Here is an 18,112-nt window from a genome sequence, read left to right on the forward strand (position 1 = left end):
TAAGTTATATTCTGCTAAATTACTTTGTATACTCTTCTTTTAACACTGTAATATCATCAATAATTTTTTGCATATTTTCTTTTTTGGTTCCATCATACGAACCTCTTATGCGTCCTTCTTTGTCTATCAATACAAAATTCTCTGTGTGAACCCAATCGCTTTCTCCGCCATCTCCTTCATCTAATACTGCAAAATAATGTTTACGTGCTAAGTTGTAAATATGTTTCTTTTCTCCTGTAGTTACATTCCATTTTCCATCAATCACACCTTTTTCAGTAGCATATTTTCGTAATTGTGGTACGCTATCCATTACTGGAGTTACAGAATGTGACAAAAACATAATATCGTCATCATTTTTATAATGCTCTTGCAACTCACTCATATTATACGCCATGGCAATACATATAGTTTGACAACGGGTAAAAAAGAAATCGGCTATATAAATCTTTCCTTTATAATCAGCATTCGTAATTGTATCTCCATTCTGGTTAATTAAGGAAAACTCACCTACTCTATGGTTTTTTGTTCTATTTCTTACAGAACTATCTACCAACTTAGGGTTAATATCAGCAGGGTTATAAATAGGTAATTTGTTATCAACTTTTACCAAATGATAAAAAACAGGAACTCCAATAGCACAAAAAACTAAAATAAAAATTAAGGTGCTTTTTGATTTTTTAAAGAATTTAATATCCACAGTACTAAAATTTTCTGCAAAAATACGACTAAAAACAGCGTTTATAAACCACTATCCTAAAAACTTTGTTAAAACCAAAGGCTAACTTACGTGCAAACTTTTACAACTGTTGTTAAAAACGTACATTTGTCAGATTTTAAATTTAGACGAACACCATTTATGGAGATTTTAATAAAAGCATCACAGTTTATTTTAAGCTTATCGCTCTTAATCGTTTTGCACGAATTAGGACACTTTATTCCCGCCAAATTATTCAAAACCCGAGTAGAAAAATTCTACCTGTTTTTCGATTATAAATTCTCTTTATTTAAAAAGAAAGTTGGAGAAACTGTTTACGGTATTGGTTGGATTCCGTTAGGAGGTTATGTGAAGATTGCTGGAATGATTGATGAGAGCATGGATACCGAACAAATGCAAAAACCTGCGCAACCGTGGGAATTTCGTTCTAAACCAGCATGGCAACGTTTAATTATTATGTTAGGTGGTGTTATTGTAAACTTTATACTTGGTATTTTAATTTACATCTGTTTAATGTGGGCTTATGGTGAAAAATACCTACCTAATGAAAGTTTAAAAGATGGTGTTTGGGTGCAAGATCAATTAGGGAAAGATCTAGGTTTAGAAACTGGAGATAAAGTTTTAACAATTGACGGACAAAAAATAGAGAAGTTTAGAGAGCTTCCTTTAGAGTTCATCAATGGTACTAATTACACAATAGAAAGAAACGGAACTGTTCTTGAAAAAGAAATTCCTACAGATTTTATCTCGAAATTAGTTGATAGAGGTAAAGATGCTGGAGCTTTTATAATGTACAGGCAACCTTTTGTAATTGGACAAGTTCCTGAAGACTCTCCAAATAGCAAAAGTGGGTTACAAAAGAAAGATGTGATAACCGCTATCAATGGGACTCCTGTTTCTTATTTTGACCAAGTTCAAGTAGCTTTAGAAAGTAAAAAAGGGCAAGAAATAAATGTTACTGTTAAACGAGATAACCAAAACATTACTATTCCTGCTAAAGTTTCTGATGAAGGAAAACTAGGAATTTATGCTACGAGCTTACCTTTAACAGATTTAGAAAAACTAGGGTATTACAACTTAGCTGAAAAAAGTTATTCTTTTGGAGAAGCTATTCCAGCAGGTACCAAAAAAGCTTGGACAACCTTAACCAACTATATTAAGCAAATGAAAAAGATTTTAAATCCTAGTACAGGTGCTTATAAAGGTTTAGGTGGATTTATTTCTATTGGGAGTATATTTCCTTCAGAATTTAGTTGGGAAACGTTCTGGAACATTACAGCATTCTTATCTATCATGTTAGGATTTATGAATTTACTACCAATTCCTGCTCTAGACGGTGGTCACGTGGTTTTTACTTTATGGGAAATGATTACAGGTAAAAAACCTGGTGATAAGTTCTTAGAATACGCTCAAATTACAGGATTTATCTTATTAATAGCACTATTACTATTTGCTAACGGAAACGATATATTTAGGTTATTCAAATAACCTAACAACAATACAAACTAAAAAAGCATCGTACTCGAGTACGATGCTTTTTTAGTTATGCTATATTTTAACTTGGCTTCTACTTATTTAAGTTCTCTGCTGCACGACGTTCTAACTCAGCTTGAAACTCTTCCATGACAGGTTTTACTGTACTTTCAGGTATATCTGCTACCTTTATATACATTAACCCATCAATTGCGTTGTTAAACTTCGGGTCTACATTAAACGCAACCAAACGTGCGTTTTGCTTCACATACTTTTTAATTAATACTGGAATACGTAATTCCCCTGGTTCAAGCTCGTCGATAATCTTATCAAACTTTTGCATATCAGCCTCAGTAGCATCAAATACAAAATCTTTATCAGCATCTTTTAATTTCACCTTGAATTCTTTCTTCGGACGAATGTATTGTGCCACATACGGATCGTAATAATGTGACTTCATAAACTCAATCATCAACGATTTTGAAAATTCAGAAAACTGATTACTAATACTTACCCCACCCATTAAGTATTTATATTCTGGGTGACGCAATGTAACATGCACAATTCCTTTCCATAATAAGAAAAGAGGCATTGGTTTTTGTTGATATTCTTTAATAATAAAAGCACGTCCCATTTCAATGGTTTGCTCCATCATTGGGTATAATTCTGGCTCTATTCTAAATAATGTTTGAATATAAAAACCATTTACTCCGTGTTTTTTATAAATATCTTTCCCTAATCCCATTCTATAGGCTCCTACCAATCTGTTTTGTTGGTCATCCCATAAAAATAAATGGTGGTAATATTTATCAAATCTGTCTAAATCAATAGTTTTATTCGTTCCTTCTCCTACTTCTCTAAACGTAATTTCACGTAATCTCCCTATTTCATGTAAAATATTTGGTATTTCTTTTGCGCTAGCAAAAAACACCTCATAGTTCTTGCTTTGTAGTAATCTACTTCCTTTTTCTCGTAAAGCATCTACTTCTTTTACAAATAAATCTGGCGACTTTTGAGAGGTGATTTTTTTAGCTCTCTTAGGAATCTTTAAATTATGTGTTGACAATATCTTTGGAGATGCTTTCTCATATGGGTTTGCCAACATATATGTTTTTCTACGTAAAAACTGGTAGAAATCTGGTATTTCAGGAAACGTATCTTGGTCTTTTACTGAAATTGGCTTTCCAATTCTTACTTTGATTATTCTATTTTTTTGAGATAATAACTCTGACGGAAGCTTTGCTGTTCTCAGCGTATCACTAATTTTAGATAGTGTGTAAAACAGTTGACTGTTTTTTGCGTGAAAATAAATAGGAATTACAGGTACTTTTGCTTTTTTTATCAAACGTACAGCTCCTTGCTCCCATTCTTTATCCACCATTAACTTCCCATCACGATACGTAGATACTTCTCCGGCAGGAAAAAGTCCTAAAGGCCTTCCTTCTTGTAAGTGTAATAAGGCATTTTTTATTCCTGCAACACTCGACTGTGCGTCCTTATGGTTTTCAAAAGGGTTTACTGGCATTACATAGGGCTTCAAAGGCTCTATTCTATGTAATAAAAAATTTGCTATAATCTTATAATCTGCCCTGTGCTCTAATAAGAGTTTTAATAATAAAATACCATCTATCCCTCCTAGCGGATGGTTAGAAATTGTTATAAACGGTCCTTCTTTAGGAATACGCTTTAAATCTTCTTCTGGAATTTCAAATTCAATCTGAAACTCATCAAGCAAACCATTTAAAAAAGGTAAATCTTTTTTATGCTTATGCTTATTATAAACTTCATTGGCGGTAGAAATTCGCAAAACTTTCATCAGCAACCAACCTGAAAACGTTCCGAAAACCCCGAACTTGTCGGTTCCTATTGCTTTTGCAACTTCTTTAGGTGTTACTAATCCCATACATAGTTATCAATTGACATAACTGCAAATATAATCGATTTTTTGCAAGCTTTACATGTTTTCTTGAATCACTAACTGCGCAGTTTCAGTATTTATTTGACGAATGATTGATTTTCCCCGTTTTCTTATCGTTTTTATTGCTTCATCATTAAAGTGACGAATTGTATACAAAGTAGCTCCTTTGTATGCTCTTATTTTATACGCTCCTTTTAAATCGTTATAAAAATCTTCAAAGTTATGGTACTTATCTTCTATACAAACAGAAAAACTAATCGCTGAATTCTGAATTAAGTTTACTTTTAAATTATAGTCGTGTAACTTCTTAAAAACATCACTAATGTTATTTTCAACCATAAAAGAAAAATCCTTTGCTGAAATCGCTACTAAAATTTGATTTTTCTTTACAATAAAGCATGGAACTTCTGGCGTTATTTTCTTTCCTCTACCCACACACGTTCCAGATTTTGTAACATCTTCAAACGAACGTACATACAACGGAATATTTTTTTGTTCTAACGGTTGAATTGTTTTTGGGTGAATTACAGATGCTCCATAAAATGCCATCTCAATAGCCTCTGTGTACGAAATCTCTTGTAGCAAAGCTGTTTCAGAAAATACTCTAGGGTCAGCGTTTAATACTCCTTGCACATCTTTCCAAATAGTAACACTATCGGCATCCAAACAATACGCAAAAATACCTGCCGTATAATCAGAACCTTCTCTTCCTAAGGTTGTTGTTTCTGTTCCAAACCCTCCTAAAAAACCTTGCGTAATATTTAGCTTAGATACATCTACTTTTTCTTGAATTTGCTGTTGGGTTAACTCCCAATCAATTTTTGCATCACGATAATCACCATCGGTTTTAATGTATTCTCTTACATCTAACCATTGATTCGCTACTTCTATTTCAATTAAATAAGCACTTACAATAGTAGTAGAAAGTAATTCTCCAAAACCAACCACTTGATCGTACACATAGTTATAATCTTTAGAAGTATTTCGAGCCATAAACCCGCTCAATTCACCAAATAAATGATTTACTTTATTATATATATTATGATTTGGGCTAAATAAATCATTCAACATATTTTGATGAAAGTCTTCTACAAATTTCAAAGAATCTTTAAGGTTTTCTTTTTTGTAGAAATAATCGTTTACCACTTGCTCAAAAGCATTGGTCATTTTTCCCATGGCAGAAATTACTACTAGCGTATTTTCTGTACCTTCATGTTGCAACACTTTTGCAACATTTTTTACTCCACTCGCATCTTTTACCGATGCCCCTCCAAACTTAAATATTCTCATTACAAAATTGTTGTAAGCTTTGTTCATTCATATGGCAAACTCTCCACTCATCGTATACAGTGGCTCCAGTACTTTTGTAAAAATCGACAGCTCCTGTATTCCAATCTAATACTTCCCAAGCTACTCTTTTACAATTATTTTTATGTGCGTGGTCCATAACAGCACTATACAAAGCTTTTCCTGCACCAATACCTCTTTTAGATTGAGTTACCATTAAATCTTCTAAATGAATTGCTTTCCCTTTCCATGTAGAGTAACGTTCATAAAACAACGCCATTCCTATAATCTTAGTATCTTCTTCAGCTACAAAGGTTTTAAATTTCGGCTTTTCAGAAAAACCATCTTTAACAATGTCTTCAACCGTAATTTTAACCGCATCGGGTTCTTTTTCAAAAACAGCCAATTCAACGATTAAATCTAATATAGCTTGAGCATCTTCTTGCTCTCCTGGTCTGATAATAAAACTCATTTCTTCATTTTTTTGGTAAAGATACTTTTCTTAAAACTTTCTGATAAAACAAATAAAAAATTAAAACACATCATATTTTTTTGTTGAAAATTTAAAATACTAAATAAAAGTTGGCATCTTTGTACGCACAACACAAAAATTTGACATGAGTAACAAGCATATGACGCTGGGTGAGTTTATCATCAGCAAACAAAAAGACTTTAAATATTCTTCTGGTGAATTATCTCGTTTAATAAATTCTATTCGTTTAGCTGCCAAAGTAGTAAACCACGAAATTAGAAAAGCTGGATTGGTTGATATTACTGGAGCTGCTGGTGATATTAATGTACAAGGTGAAGCACAACAAAAATTAGATGTTTTAGCGAACGATTTATTTAAACAAACATTAATTAATCGTGAAATTGTTTGTGGTATAGCTAGTGAAGAAGAAGATGATTTTGTAGTTGTTGAAGGTCAAAACAAAGCCAACGAAAACAAATATGTGTTGTTGATGGATCCTTTAGACGGATCGTCTAACATTGATGTAAACGTTTCTGTAGGAACTATTTTTTCTATTTACAGAAGAATTTCTCCTGTTGGAACTCCTGCTACCAAAGAAGATTTCTTACAAAAAGGTAGCGAGCAAGTAGCGGCGGGTTATGTTGCTTACGGCACCTCAACCATGTTAGTTTTTACTACAGGAAATGGTGTTAATGGATTTACGTTAAATCCAGCTATTGGTACTTTTTACTTATCGCATCCAAACATGCAATACCCTGAGATTGGTAGAATTTATTCCGTAAGTGAAGGATATTTTACGCATTTCCAAGAGGGAATGAAGCGTTTCTTAATTCACTGTAAAGAATTAAACGAAGCTGACAATCGTCCGTATACAGCGCGCTATATTGGATCGTTAGTTTCAGATTTCCATAGAAATATGATAAAGGGTGGAGTTTATATTTATCCTGCTACTGCCATAACTCCTAAAGGAAAACTACGTTTGCTATACGAATGTAACCCTATGGCGTTTATTTGTGAGCAAGCAGGTGGTAAAGCTTCTGATGGGTTTACTCGTATTTTAGATATTAAACCAACAGAATTACACCAACGTGTACCTTTTTACTGTGGAAGTAATCAACTCGTTGAAAAAGCCGAGGAGTTTATGACTGAATTTTCTACTGAGGAAAAGCCAACGTATTAAAGAATAGTTATTATTTATACTCAAATAAATTATCCATAAGGCAAACAGTTGTTTGCCTTATTTTTTTGAATTAAATTTACATTCGGAAAAACGAAAAAATTAATCTATTAAAAAACAAATAATTATGGCTTTTAACTTACCAGAATTAGGATACGCTTACGACGCTTTAGAACCAAATATAGATGCTAGAACTATGGAAATTCACCATGGCAAGCACCACAACGGATATACTACTAAATTAAATGCTGCAATTGAAGGTACTGATTTAGAAGGAAAATCTATCGAAGACATTTTAACGAATTTAGATATGAACAACGCTGGTGTTCGTAATAACGGTGGTGGTTTTTACAACCACTCTTTATTTTGGACAGTAATGAACCCAGAAGATAGAGGTTATTTATCTGGAGAATTAAAAGATGCTATTGAAGCTGAGTTTGGTTCAAAAGAAGCGTTTATTGATGCTTTTTCTAAGGCAGCTGCAACACAATTTGGTTCAGGATGGGCTTGGTTATGTGTACACAAAGGAGGTAAAGTAGAAGTTTGCTCTACTCCTAACCAAGACAACCCGTTAATGCCAGGTGTTACTTGTGGCGGGACTCCTATTTTAGGATTAGATGTTTGGGAACACGCTTATTACTTAAACTACCAAAACCGTCGTCCTGATTACATCGAAGCTTTCTTCAAAGTAATCAACTGGAACGAAGTAGAAAGAAGATATGCAGCAGCTAAATAATTAGTAGCTTCTGTAATAAATAAAAAAAGACCTGCAAAAATGCAGGTCTTTTTTTATACCGTTTTTTGTAATCGGAAGCTTTGTGCTCTTTCTTCAAAACTTGTTTGTTCTATGGGTAAAACAGCGTTTTTAAATAATTCCAATAGATCTTCTGAATGTTTTGCTGATGATAATTTTATCAAATCAAAATACACGAAAGAACTCCAAAGTATCGCTTTTAACGCTGTTTTATCTTCATTCCACATACGTATTTCAACTAACAAATTTCTATCACCATAATTAATTAATTGAGAATCTATCGTCACAGTTTCCATTAAGGTTGCTGGCTTTAAATAGGCTATTTGATGTGAACCTACCACCCAACTTTTTCCTCGTTCTTTTCCATGTTGGTAAATGTCTAAATTATAATTAGCAATCAACTGGTCTTCTCTAGCGTTGATAAGATAATTAAAATAAGATGCATTATTTAAATGATTGAATGGGTCGCAATCTTGAAATCTGATTTTTGTTTTACTCTCTAAAATTTTTGGTATTTCCATGGTATTAAATTTAAAATATACCGTTTGGTATATTTTTGATTAAAAAAATAGTTATTTCTGTAATTCTTGTTTTATAATTTGTTGTAATACTGTAGATACATCTTTTAAGTAGCTATCATCTCTCATAGTATGTGTCATATACACAGCGCCTTCAATCATGTAAAAAAAACGCTTTGCATACAACATACTATCTATTGATTTTTTTATTTCATTGGTGTCTTTTGCTTTTTCAATTAGCTGAGAAAACCGTTCTAAAATTCTATGATTATACGATTGAACTAATTGAGCTATTACTTTATTTTGATTGTTAGCGTCTACTCCAATATTTAAAATTGGGCATCCTCCAAATTGCTTATTATACTCATAATAGTCTTCATAAAAAACAGCAATATTTTTCAACATTGCTAAAGGTGTTTCACCTTTTTTTACCGTTTTATTTAAGTCTTTTAGCACTTTTCTTACTGAAAACTTAAACGATTCTACAGCTAATTCTTCTTTGTTTTCAAAATGTCCATAAATAGCACCTTTGGTTAAACCAGTAGCTTCTGTAATTTTAGATAAGCTCATGGCAGCATACCCATTCTTATTAAAAATAGGAGCTACTGTTTCTATTATAAAAGCCTTGGTTCTTTCTGATTTAGACATTTTTCAAACAAGTTTGAGATACAAATATATAAAAAATATACCAAATGGTATATTTTATGTTTGGTAGCATAAAAAGGAAAAATACTAATAATGAAACGATCGTTTTTGCTCCTGGTTTAACTATTGAAAAAATGGAAAAACTACGAGTAAAAAGAGTGTAAAAAACTCTTTTCTTTATTGCCCATAATTAAGCTTATTTAGATAGAAAACATTTAAAATATCTACAAGTTTACCGTCCTATATAATAATCTAATCTTACAGCTTTTTCACTCAAAAACACCTGTTTTTTATAGTATTTCGTACTAAAACCGTACAAATATTGCATAAATCCACAATTTAAATTGCGGAAAAACACAATAAATTAACTGTGAAAATATTTTTATAGAAAATGAATCTTATTTATTTTTGGTGACAGAAAATTAGAGAAGAATTAGATAAAAAAGCTATGAAGTTTAATATCCCCATTCTTCACAATTAAAATACTACTCCCCAAAGAAATCCTAACGATACCTTTTCGGTATGGGTGGAATATTATTGCTAAGAATTTTAACTTAATTATTAATACATAAAATGAAAATTACTAAAATTATTGCATTGATTGCCTTATGTACATCGGCACTCAATGCACAAGAAAAAGAAATTGATTGCGATTTCAACATTAACAGAGCTTATTACCATTTGGAAGGAAAAGAACTCTTTACAAAAGACAAACAAAAAGCTATTGAATATCTAACTCCTTGTGTAGAAACTGAAAATCCCGTAGCACAGCTAATGATGGGGCGTGTTTTACTAGAGGAAGCCACAGAAGAAAGTTACACAAAAGCTTTTAAGCTAATTAAAGCAGCTGCAAAACAAGACAATGCTATTGCTGCTACCGATTTAGGAATATTATATAAGTATGGTAGAGGGTGTAAACTCAACTACAACAAAGCTAGAAAATGGTTTGAAAAAGGATTTGAGTTAGGGAGTACTAAAGCTGCTTATTTGTTAGGGTATTTATACTTAAAAGGTTTTGGAAACATACAGCAAGACTATACCAAAGCGATTAGTTGGTTTGAAAAGAGCGATTACCCAATGGCGAAGTATTGGTTAGGGGTTTGTTACTATCACGGTTATGGCGTAGATAAAAATGTAGCAAAAGCAAATGAGTTATTAAAAACCAACTTCGATACAGTAAAAGATACTAACATAAGTGAAGCATCTAAAAACTCAGAAGTAATAAATGTAGAGGAAATTAAGCAAGTTATAAATAAAGAAGAGACAGCTACATCAGCAGAAGTTACCAAACAGCAACTTAATGGTGTGTGGGAAGGCGATTTATTGTTTTTTGATTGGTCAGCAACTCATATAGAAAACAAAATCCCTTTTAAAATTACAGCAAAGTATGACACAGAAAGTAATGTACTACACATCACTACTACTATTGCTGATAAAAAACAAAATGTAGACTTTACTAAACTAGACAACAGTCTTTACTTTAATGATTTTACTATTGAGTTACCACATAGTTCATTTAGTAAAAACATTCCTGCTGTTTTAGAACATCAATTACTTTCTTCTGATGTTTCTATCAAACAATTTAATTCAGAAATCTACTTAACAGGAAACTTAGAGACTTATGTGAGTGCATGGAAAGAGTCGGGAGTACCTATTCGTTTTGTCTTAAAAAAGAAAAAGAAATTAGAAAACTCAGAAGAAGAACTTTCAGAAGAAGCTTTAGCAGCACTTTCAAAGCAAGAAGATAGTTTTATAAAGCTATATCCAAATCCTTTTGAAAAAGATGTAATTGTATCGTATTCATTAGAACAGCCAACAAATACAAAGGTTACCATCACCAATATGAATGGATTACGAGAAAAAGTAATTAAACCATTCACTAGTCAGGAAACTGGTAACTACCAATATTATGTTGAGGGAACGGATTTACCTAAAGGTATGTATGTAGTAACCATACTAGTTGGAAAAGAAAGAAAAACAAGAATTATCATCAAAAAATAATTGCTAGAAAAACACACAAATGAAAAGAATATATATACAATTTTTACTACTACTCACTGTAGTATTTAGTATTAGCTTACAGGCACAGACTTTACCAACAGTAAATAATGATGAGTTTTTAATGAACTCAGGTGGAACTTATAGCGATTTACAACCCGCTTTAGCAGGAAGCTGTAGCGGTTGTGAACTACCTGATTTAGATATTAGAGACAATTCACCCAATTGGAGTAGCTCTTTTGATGCTGCTGTAGCTAATGAAAGCTTGATTAGAAGTGCTGCAAAGAAAAAAGCAAGAGAATGGTATGAGCGACAAAAAGGTGTTATAGAAAATTTTTTAGAAAACAAATATCACAAACAATTTTCATCTTTTAATGAGGCTAAAGACTATGCTTTTTCAGAATTTGAAGTGAAAAACAAGACGATTAATGTTGACCCAATTGTAAGTACTAAAAACTCAGACCGAATTAGAAGAGCCCTTAAAAAAAAGGTACATATTAAAGGCTTAAAAGCGTTAAAAATAAGAGAAGCAGAAATTAAGGCAGGTAACACCAACAAACCACTATATCCTGATTTTGAAGTAAACGGTACTCCTTTAAAAAATTTAAAAAGCACTGCCGCTGTAACAACAGCATATAATAATCTCTTAAATCAATTTGTAGACAATACATGGAAAGAGTTTGAAGGTCGTCATATCATGAAAATACTAGGGCTTCCTTTTAACAATAAGGTTTTAAAAACAAAGAATAACTACTATGGAAGTTTAGGTACTTGGGATAAGTTAGACTTTATGCAGTTTACAATTCATTATGAGTCGATTATCAACAGACCTGCGCCAATTCCTTGGAGTGAAAGAGAAATTAAACTTTTTAATAAGTATTTGGATAAAGCCAATACTGTTACTGCTACCTATGTGGAAAACTATATTAATGCGAATAAAGAGAGTGAAATGTCATTGTTCCACCCTAATTATTGGAAAATAATATGGAAAAGGGATTATAAGGGTAATCCTTTTTCTACTAAAGCAGCAAAAAATAAACATCAACAGTTAAAAAGGAAAGAACTTAGCAGGCTTATTAGTAGCACTACTATGAATGCTACATTTACAATAGATTACTTAGTGTCATTACTCAAAATAACAGATAAAGACCAATTACAATGGTTAAACGACCATCCAAGTAAAGGGGATGAATTTGTAAAAGAGATAAGTGAAGCTAAACAAAAGGATGCTGACATGCCTCCTCCGATACCCGGAGAGTTAAGCTTTCCACCAGACCATCACCAACAACTAGCCCAATGGGATATTAGAACTGAGTTAAAAAACGGTGCTATTATTGGAGGATTAGTGAGAGAGCTTAAACTTACTGACGCAAACCAAAAAAAATGGTTATATGAACACAAAACAGAAGCTAATAATTTTATTGGGTTTGCTAATAAGCATAGAATAAATGATAAAATAACAGACAAAGCCAAAGCTTATATCAATGGACAAGTAGAATTAGAGGCAGCAACTCAAAAAATACCTTGGAAATCTAGTACAGGAATACTTGAAAACAACCCTAATTTAAAATTTACACATGTATATCATGACTTTGGTAAAAGTATATCTTTCTATAAATTAACGGATGGTTCTGTAATAGCTTCCTCTAGTTATGAAAAAGTATTAACCAGTGCAGGTGACTTAATAGATAAAGACAGAAGCAACATAGGTGGATGTCAAAATTGTAGATTTTATTACATAAAACTTTCAGAAAATGATGCATGGGCAGAGATGCTTTTTAACCCTAATAATTTAGCAGATGAACTTAAAACTTTATTTGCTCTTGCAGGAAAAGAAATAGGTAAAAACTTAGGGCGTTATGTATTACCTGTTGAGGACATTAAAATCCTTATTGATGGTAAAGATTTTGATGGACAACAAGTAGCTCGTTGGAAAGGAGCAACCTTTTTGTTATTAACAGTAGTACCTGGTAGTAAAGGTCTAAAAATTGCAGGAAGAATAGCTGTAAATGCTGCAAGGTGGGGTAAAATTATAGTAGTTAATGGTAAAAGAATAAAATATTCTCATAAATTAGTAAATGGTATTGTTGATTTTGGAACATATCAAAGTAAAAAGTTTAGAAAAGTTTTAGGTATTGCTGATGATCTTACTAAACAAGCTCACCATGTTCTTTCAAGAAATTTAAGAACACATAGAGCAATACAAAAAGCGGCTAAAAGTAAAACAAATCCGTTTCATATTGATGAGTTTTTAAATGGCATACCAGTTGATAAATGGAGAAATCAACCAAATCATCATCTATATGATAGAAGAATAAGAGAGTTATTGGATGCAATACCTAGTGGGTTAAGCCCTGAAGATACATTTAGTAGATTAGAATTAATTATTAAAAACGTAAAAGAAGTAATTAAAAACAATCCTAATACTCATTTAAATGATTTAATTTTTTAAAAATGAAATATTATAGAATATCTGACACTGTAGATTTGAACGTTATAGGAAAGTATCCTCAAATAGAAGATGTAAAATGTGATTGCGACCCTATAGAAGATCCCTTATTTATTGATAATATAGGATATAAAAAAATAAACTTTACTCCTAAAACACCTATAGGTATTTTAAATAAAGGAGCTAAATTAACAGACGTTTTAACATCACCTTCAATAGGGTATACAAAAAAAATAATAGCAAGTGATGAGTTTAAAAATGTTTTATGTCAATTTGGAGATGAAAATTTTCAATTTTTTAAATCTGAAATAGAAATAACAAAAAATAAAAAAGCATATTATTGGATATTAAACCCAACAAATTTTAATTATAATGATATAGATTTTAAAAATTCTGAATTTTTTCTTATAAGAGACTTATTCATAAAAGAAGAAAAACTAAATGTTAATTCATTAGAGGATTTTTTGGCTGAAAAAAATAGAATTGAAAATTTAGGGTTTTTGTACCAATTTCATATTGAAAAGTTACTTATAGAACCAAAGTCTAAAAGAGATTTTATAATAGTAGATAATGTTAAAGCAGGTATAGGTTATTATGTGTCTGAAAACATAAAAGAAGAAATAACTAAAAGAAATTTAACTGGACTGGAATTCATCGAATTAAATTGATGTCAATTTTGACAGGGAAAGGTATGATATTTTAGATTATGCCTCTTTAGAGGAATTAGAAGGTATTTTAAAATAAATATTTTCATTTATGAAGACTTTAAAGAATTTATAAAACTGTATAAATAGAAGAAATAAACAGCCTGTACAAAAGCAGGCTGTTTAATTAGAATATTAAAGCATGAGACATAAATTAGTAATCTTTGCACTATTCATAGTTAGTTTAGTGCAAGCTCAAAAAGAAAATTTTTCAGACAAAAGTATTTCTTTTTTAATACATTCCAGAAGAGTTCAAAGTAAAGAAATAGCAGACAGCATAAGGCAAAAAGAAAAAGAGTCTTTTAATAAGTTTAAAAAAAACTTAGAGAAAACTGGGGATACAATAAATGTTAATACAGAAACAATTCCTTCCTATGCCTCCTTTGATGTTAGAAGTGTTAAATACTTTAGAATAAACCCAAAAGAATATATAGAATTTGAAATCAGAGATAAAAATGCTCCTATTTTACATAAAAATAACTTTACAAACATTGTAAAAATAACTAGAGATAGTTTAATAATGAGTTTTTTTTCAATAGATAATTTTAAGGTTTATGACTTTACTGTTGAAAAAGGATATAATGACTTTAGTAATTTTAAATTAACAAAAAAGGATTTGAATGATAGGAAAGTAATAGCAGAGTTTGATTGTTATAAAGTAATAATGGAAAGTGATTTAAAAATTTTAGAAATGTATGTATCTGAGCAAATAGACTTGAACTATCACCCTATAATAAATGATTTGAAAATTTTAAAACTATACTACCCATTATACATTAAGGTAATGAGTAAGAAACTACCTCAATACATTTTTTCTGAATACAACTTTGTAAGAGATAATTACTAAGTACATATGATTAAGTTTAATTAACATTATTTTGCGTCATTTACATGATACTTGTATTTTCAAACGCTAAGTTTTATAAAAATGAGAAAAAGAGAAGAACTTCAAGAACTATGGGAAAAATAGTAGATATAGGTGTAACAGATTACGATTCACTAAACAGTCATCAAAGAATTTGGTTTAACATTGAGCCTTTAGTTAACGGAGGTATAATTGAATATTACACAAATCATGGAGCTGAAAATAATTCTGACTTATTAGAGGATTTAAAAAAAATAAATTTAAATACTGTGATTAGTGTTTTTAACGAAGTTAATACCTTATTTATGAAAGGTAAACCTCCGAAAGATATTGACGAAAGAAATAATGAGATTAGTGAATGGGACACAAAAAAAATAGATATACTTGAGAGAAGCGAGAAAAATTTTTGGGAAAATTCTCAAGAAACGGAAATAGTTTTATATAAATATGTAAATGAAAATTTAAAAAAAAATTGAAATCTAAAAACTATAAAACCTGTGTAAAAGCAGGTTCTATTAATTTAAAAAAGGAAATGAGAAGTAAGTTATTGGTTTTAATATTGTTTGTAGTTAGTTTGGTACAAGCGCAGAAAAAAAGTAGTCAGCTACCAGAAAGTAATAGGTATTTTGTTTTCAAAAAATCAATAGAGATTTCTCAGGAAGGCTTATCTAATTTTAAACAAAAACAGGATTCTCTAATTGATAGTGAATACCAGCTAGAAGAGAAAGATTCGCTTATGAACAAAAAACTGAAATCGTTAAATCTTACCAAAATTTTTGAAAAAACTGGTGATGTAGAAATTCATGTAGAATATAGGAATGACTCTATTTGGCGATTTAAGAAGCAAAAGAACGAAATGATAGGAGGTTATTTTATGATATTAAAAGAAAAAGGAATTTTGCATTACTATGACAAGACAAAACAACATTTATATAATAAATACAATCTTTTCAATAAAAAATATGAGTATGAAGTAATCAGAGATTTAAAAAATAGAAGAAGAATACATGGATTAGATTGTTTTTTTATAAAACTTATAAGGAAAGATCCAGAAGGTAATTTAGGTAATACGATTTATGAAATGTATGTTACAAATGAAATAAAACTACCTTTACACTCAGTTTTAAATATTAATAAGTATATGGAGAATACTTTTCCTGTAGAAGTAAAAATATTTGAAAATAAACTTAGTGGGGTTGTAGAAACTATAAGATTAGTTCAAACCAATTAAAAATAAAAGGGAGACATTCTCCAATGTAATATTAACTTACTTTTAAAACATAATAGTATAATTTTCTGTATAATCATCAGGTAAAGAGGCTCCAATATCTCTTAAATAGTTTTCTAATCCACTTAATTATTTGTGTTTTTAACTTATAAATAGGTTTATAGTTGTTGTTCTTTATTAGCTATTTAGAAAGTGCTTGCTCTAAATCCGCTAATAAATCCTCAACATCTTCTACCCCAACACTCAAACGAATTAAAGAATCGGTAATTCCTATTTTCATACGTTCAGTTTCCGGAATAGATGCATGTGTCATGGTTACTGGATGACTTACCAAGCTTTCTACTCCTCCTAGCGATTCTGCTAACGTAAATAGTTGAGTATTTTCTAAAAAAGTTAAAGCAGCTTGTTTACTTTCATCTTTCAATCGAAAAGAAACCATGCCTCCAAAAGCACCCATCTGCTTTTTGGCGATTTCGTGATTTGGATGGTTTTTTAAACCTGGATACAATACTTCGCTTACTTTTGGATGTGCTGATAAATATTTAGCTACTGCTTTTCCATTTTCACAATGACGTTGCATACGTAAATGCAAGGTTTTTACTCCACGAAGTGCTAAAAACGAATCCATAGGTCCTGCGATAGCCCCCGCAGCAAACTGAATAAAGTGCAGTTGTTCTGCTAACTCAGCATTTTTAGTCATTAAAGCTCCCATGACCAAATCGGAATGCCCTCCTAAATACTTGGTTGCTGAATGCATTACGATATCTACACCCAAATCTAACGGGCGTTGTAAATACGGTGTTGCAAAAGTATTATCTACCGCTATAACAATAGCTGCGTTTTTCGTTTTAACTGCTTTTGTTATTTTCTCAATATCCGCAATCTTCATTAATGGATTGGTAGGTGTTTCAATCCAAATTAATTTTGTTTTTTCTGAAATTGCATTGGCTACATTCGCTACTTCATTCATATCAACATATCGAAATTTCAATCCATATTTTTCAAACATGTTGGTAAACATTCTGTAGGTTCCACCATAAATATCATCTCCTGCAATTACCTCATCACCCGGATTTAATGTACGTAACACACAATCAATAGCCGATAAACCAGAAGAAAAAGCAAATCCGTGTGTTCCATTTTCAAGAGCTGCAAATGCATTTTCTAAAGCAGTACGTGTGGGGTTTGCGGAACGTGAATACGCATAGCCTTTATTCACTCCCGGACTTGACTGTGCATAGGTTGACGTTTGAAAAATCGGAGGCATTACTGCTCCTGTAGCTTCTTCAGGTTGTTGACCTCCGTGAATTGTTTTTGTATTAAATTTCATCTGTTAACATTTATTGTCTTTTTCAGAATAAACATCAAGTTTTTAGAGATTTAAACCAATTTACTCAAGTTCATGATAATTCCTAAGTGCATTCCTTCATGTAGATTATTAAAAGCTACAGCACTTTCAAAAGAATCTATCACAAAACCTGTACTGGTTTCGTATTCTTGATGTTTTGTAAAAATCCCTGCTTCAAAATCTTCTTCTAAGGTTTCAGGTAAACCAATTAATAGTTCTTTTACCTCTTCAAACTCTTCTTCAGTAAAACCTTTCGTTGGAATAGTTCCTTTTTTATACCCTTCAATTAATTCATCAGGAGCTAAACAGTTTAATCCTGATAATTTATAATGTAATAATTGTTGTGTAACTACTAAATGGGCTACATTCCACGCGATATTATTGTTAAACCCTTCTGGAATTATATGTAACTGTTCGTGTGATAAGCCTTCTATTCTTTTTAAAACTAAGTCTCTTGATCTTTTTAAAACTTCAAACTGTTTGTTCATTTTTCTACTTATTTTAGCTACATCAAAGATACCTATTTAGCCATGAAAATATATTAATGGTATATTATATTTA

At 31.2% G+C, this 18,112-nt stretch carries 17 protein-coding genes; 9 read left to right on the forward strand and 8 right to left on the reverse strand.

All coding sequences use genetic code 11. The features are described 5' to 3' along the window. Positions 1-19: 19 nt before the first annotated feature. Positions 20-697, reverse strand: a complete 678-nt coding sequence (locus C7448_RS00900) for an SCO family protein (RefSeq protein ID WP_115899485.1) — start codon at positions 695-697, stop codon at positions 20-22. 159 nt (positions 698-856) lie between these two features. On the opposite strand from C7448_RS00900, the gene rseP reads away from it, so the two are divergent. Next, positions 857-2,203 carry an RIP metalloprotease RseP gene (gene rseP, locus C7448_RS00905; RefSeq protein WP_115899486.1) on the forward strand — a complete coding sequence of 449 codons (1,347 nt, stop codon included), beginning with the start codon at positions 857-859 and terminating at the stop codon, positions 2,201-2,203. A gap of 79 nt (positions 2,204-2,282) precedes the next feature. Here rseP and C7448_RS00910 read toward each other — a convergent pair whose 3' ends face one another. Genes C7448_RS00910 through C7448_RS00920 form a run of 3 tightly spaced genes read right to left on the reverse strand, consistent with a single transcriptional unit; the run spans position 2,283 to position 5,865 of the window. Continuing rightward, positions 2,283-4,091, reverse strand: coding sequence for a GNAT family N-acyltransferase (locus C7448_RS00910; RefSeq protein WP_115899487.1), 1,809 nt, complete (start codon positions 4,089-4,091; stop codon positions 2,283-2,285). Positions 4,092-4,142: 51 nt separating this feature from the next. Beyond that, complete coding sequence (locus C7448_RS00915) at positions 4,143-5,396, reverse strand: aspartate kinase (protein ID WP_115900104.1); 1,254 nt, start codon at positions 5,394-5,396, stop codon at positions 4,143-4,145. Continuing rightward, positions 5,383-5,865, reverse strand: a complete 483-nt coding sequence (locus C7448_RS00920) for a GNAT family N-acetyltransferase (protein WP_115899488.1) — start codon at positions 5,863-5,865, stop codon at positions 5,383-5,385. Before C7448_RS00920 ends, C7448_RS00915 begins: the two co-directional genes overlap by 14 nt. A 145-nt stretch (positions 5,866-6,010) precedes the next feature. Between C7448_RS00920 and fbp the strand changes: the two genes are divergently transcribed. Both fbp and C7448_RS00930 read left to right on the forward strand, forming a co-directional pair. Beyond that, positions 6,011-7,045 (forward strand): class 1 fructose-bisphosphatase, encoded by a 1,035-nt coding sequence (fbp, locus tag C7448_RS00925; RefSeq protein WP_115899489.1) that lies wholly within the window; start codon positions 6,011-6,013, stop codon positions 7,043-7,045. A gap of 124 nt (positions 7,046-7,169) precedes the next feature. After that, a complete protein-coding gene (locus C7448_RS00930) occupies positions 7,170-7,778 on the forward strand; it encodes a superoxide dismutase (protein ID WP_115899490.1) in 609 nt (202 codons plus the stop codon). Positions 7,779-7,831: 53 nt separating this feature from the next. Here the strand turns inward: C7448_RS00930 and C7448_RS00935 are convergent, their stop codons facing one another. Further along, a complete protein-coding gene (locus C7448_RS00935) occupies positions 7,832-8,317 on the reverse strand; it encodes an acyl-CoA thioesterase (protein ID WP_115899491.1) in 486 nt (161 codons plus the stop codon). Positions 8,318-8,368: 51 nt separating this feature from the next. Then, positions 8,369-8,962 carry a TetR/AcrR family transcriptional regulator gene (locus C7448_RS00940; protein WP_115899492.1) on the reverse strand — a complete coding sequence of 198 codons (594 nt, stop codon included), beginning with the start codon at positions 8,960-8,962 and terminating at the stop codon, positions 8,369-8,371. Between the two features lie 570 nt (positions 8,963-9,532). Between C7448_RS00940 and C7448_RS00945 the strand changes: the two genes are divergently transcribed. The 6 genes from C7448_RS00945 (at position 9,533) to C7448_RS00970 (ending at position 16,206) form a co-directional block, all read left to right on the forward strand. After that, positions 9,533-10,960: a T9SS type A sorting domain-containing protein gene (locus tag C7448_RS00945; protein WP_115899493.1), complete on the forward strand. Its 1,428-nt coding sequence runs from the start codon at positions 9,533-9,535 to the stop codon at positions 10,958-10,960. Between the two features lie 19 nt (positions 10,961-10,979). Further along, positions 10,980-13,409: an AHH domain-containing protein gene (locus tag C7448_RS00950; protein ID WP_115899494.1), complete on the forward strand. Its 2,430-nt coding sequence runs from the start codon at positions 10,980-10,982 to the stop codon at positions 13,407-13,409. A gap of 2 nt (positions 13,410-13,411) precedes the next feature. Continuing rightward, positions 13,412-14,074: a hypothetical protein gene (locus C7448_RS00955; protein WP_115899495.1), complete on the forward strand. Its 663-nt coding sequence runs from the start codon at positions 13,412-13,414 to the stop codon at positions 14,072-14,074. 178 nt (positions 14,075-14,252) lie between these two features. Further along, on the forward strand, positions 14,253-14,957 hold the full coding sequence (locus C7448_RS00960; RefSeq protein ID WP_147300484.1) for a hypothetical protein: 705 nt from the start codon (positions 14,253-14,255) through the stop codon (positions 14,955-14,957). Between the two features lie 110 nt (positions 14,958-15,067). Continuing rightward, positions 15,068-15,451, forward strand: a complete 384-nt coding sequence (locus C7448_RS00965; RefSeq protein WP_170136981.1) for a DMP19 family protein — start codon at positions 15,068-15,070, stop codon at positions 15,449-15,451. After that, a complete protein-coding gene (locus C7448_RS00970; protein WP_115899498.1) occupies positions 15,448-16,206 on the forward strand; it encodes a hypothetical protein in 759 nt (252 codons plus the stop codon). Before C7448_RS00965 ends, C7448_RS00970 begins: the two co-directional genes overlap by 4 nt. 178 nt (positions 16,207-16,384) lie before the next feature. Here C7448_RS00970 and C7448_RS00975 read toward each other — a convergent pair whose 3' ends face one another. Both C7448_RS00975 and C7448_RS00980 read right to left on the reverse strand, forming a co-directional pair. Further along, positions 16,385-17,533 (reverse strand): cystathionine gamma-synthase, encoded by a 1,149-nt coding sequence (locus C7448_RS00975; RefSeq protein WP_115899499.1) that lies wholly within the window; start codon positions 17,531-17,533, stop codon positions 16,385-16,387. Positions 17,534-17,583: 50 nt separating this feature from the next. Further along, on the reverse strand, positions 17,584-18,039 hold the full coding sequence (locus tag C7448_RS00980; RefSeq protein ID WP_115899500.1) for a DinB family protein: 456 nt from the start codon (positions 18,037-18,039) through the stop codon (positions 17,584-17,586). Positions 18,040-18,112 lie beyond the last annotated feature (73 nt).

The sequence above is a fragment of the Tenacibaculum gallaicum genome, assembly GCF_003387615.1.
Classification (GTDB): Bacteria; Bacteroidota; Bacteroidia; order Flavobacteriales; family Flavobacteriaceae; genus Polaribacter; species Polaribacter gallaicus.

Excerpts from the sequence above, each read along its gene's own strand:
- C7448_RS00930 (WP_115899490.1), top strand. The coding sequence starts at position 7,170 with ATGGCTTTTAACTTACCAGAATTAGGATACGCTTACGACGCTTTAGAA.
- C7448_RS00955 (WP_115899495.1), top strand. The coding sequence starts at position 13,412 with ATGAAATATTATAGAATATCTGACACTGTAGATTTGAACGTTATAGGA.
- C7448_RS00940 (WP_115899492.1), bottom strand. The coding sequence starts at position 8,962 with ATGTCTAAATCAGAAAGAACCAAGGCTTTTATAATAGAAACAGTAGCT.
- C7448_RS00910 (WP_115899487.1), bottom strand. The coding sequence starts at position 4,091 with ATGGGATTAGTAACACCTAAAGAAGTTGCAAAAGCAATAGGAACCGAC.
- C7448_RS00920 (WP_115899488.1), bottom strand. The coding sequence starts at position 5,865 with ATGAGTTTTATTATCAGACCAGGAGAGCAAGAAGATGCTCAAGCTATA.
- C7448_RS00935 (WP_115899491.1), bottom strand. The coding sequence starts at position 8,317 with ATGGAAATACCAAAAATTTTAGAGAGTAAAACAAAAATCAGATTTCAA.
- C7448_RS00965 (WP_170136981.1), top strand. The coding sequence starts at position 15,068 with ATGGGAAAAATAGTAGATATAGGTGTAACAGATTACGATTCACTAAAC.
- C7448_RS00975 (WP_115899499.1), bottom strand. The coding sequence starts at position 17,533 with ATGAAATTTAATACAAAAACAATTCACGGAGGTCAACAACCTGAAGAA.
- C7448_RS00915 (WP_115900104.1), bottom strand. The coding sequence starts at position 5,396 with ATGAGAATATTTAAGTTTGGAGGGGCATCGGTAAAAGATGCGAGTGGA.
- C7448_RS00980 (WP_115899500.1), bottom strand. The coding sequence starts at position 18,039 with ATGAACAAACAGTTTGAAGTTTTAAAAAGATCAAGAGACTTAGTTTTA.
- C7448_RS00960 (WP_147300484.1), top strand. The coding sequence starts at position 14,253 with ATGAGACATAAATTAGTAATCTTTGCACTATTCATAGTTAGTTTAGTG.
- rseP (WP_115899486.1), top strand. The coding sequence starts at position 857 with ATGGAGATTTTAATAAAAGCATCACAGTTTATTTTAAGCTTATCGCTC.
- C7448_RS00945 (WP_115899493.1), top strand. The coding sequence starts at position 9,533 with ATGAAAATTACTAAAATTATTGCATTGATTGCCTTATGTACATCGGCA.
- C7448_RS00950 (WP_115899494.1), top strand. The coding sequence starts at position 10,980 with ATGAAAAGAATATATATACAATTTTTACTACTACTCACTGTAGTATTT.
- fbp (WP_115899489.1), top strand. The coding sequence starts at position 6,011 with ATGAGTAACAAGCATATGACGCTGGGTGAGTTTATCATCAGCAAACAA.